The 485-nt window shown below is 53.0% G+C and carries 1 protein-coding gene; it reads right to left on the reverse strand.

Annotated elements, in window-relative coordinates:
- Positions 1–485 (reverse strand): hypothetical protein (locus A3860_RS40980; protein WP_158085161.1); only part of this gene is annotated, 485 nt, incomplete at both ends.

Raw genomic sequence — 485 nt, forward strand, 5'->3', positions numbered from 1 at the left:
ACCGGATCGCGGTTGACCACCACCCCTGCAGGAGGAACAGTTTTTACCAGGTTACCTGCCTGATCGTAGTAATACAGGGTATACTGGTATTCACCCACCTGGTTAGTCACCGTCATTGTCAGGCCTTCAATGGTAGCCGCCGATAAACACTTTTGCGTATAGGCATCATCGAAGTTGCCCAGCAGCGAGTCGCGGCGGAAGTTATAGATCTCCTGCGTGGCGGCCCAGGCCATTGCGGCCGAGTCTTTGCAGGCAGTCGGCAACACGCTTTCAGGCAGCGGGATAAACGTAGGTTCGGTATTAACGCCGCACAACAGCAGGTCTGATTTGTACACTTTTACCGAAGAGCCGCAACCGGCGCCACCGGCATATGCCGTACAGTTGTCGTTGATAACCATTTTGCCTTTCATGGCATACAGGGCTTTGATGTCAGCTGCATCCAGGTACGTACCCAGGGCATTGTTTACAAATGCTGCAAACACATC

This window comes from Niastella vici, assembly GCF_002077945.1.
Classification (GTDB): Bacteria; Bacteroidota; Bacteroidia; order Chitinophagales; family Chitinophagaceae; genus Niastella; species Niastella vici.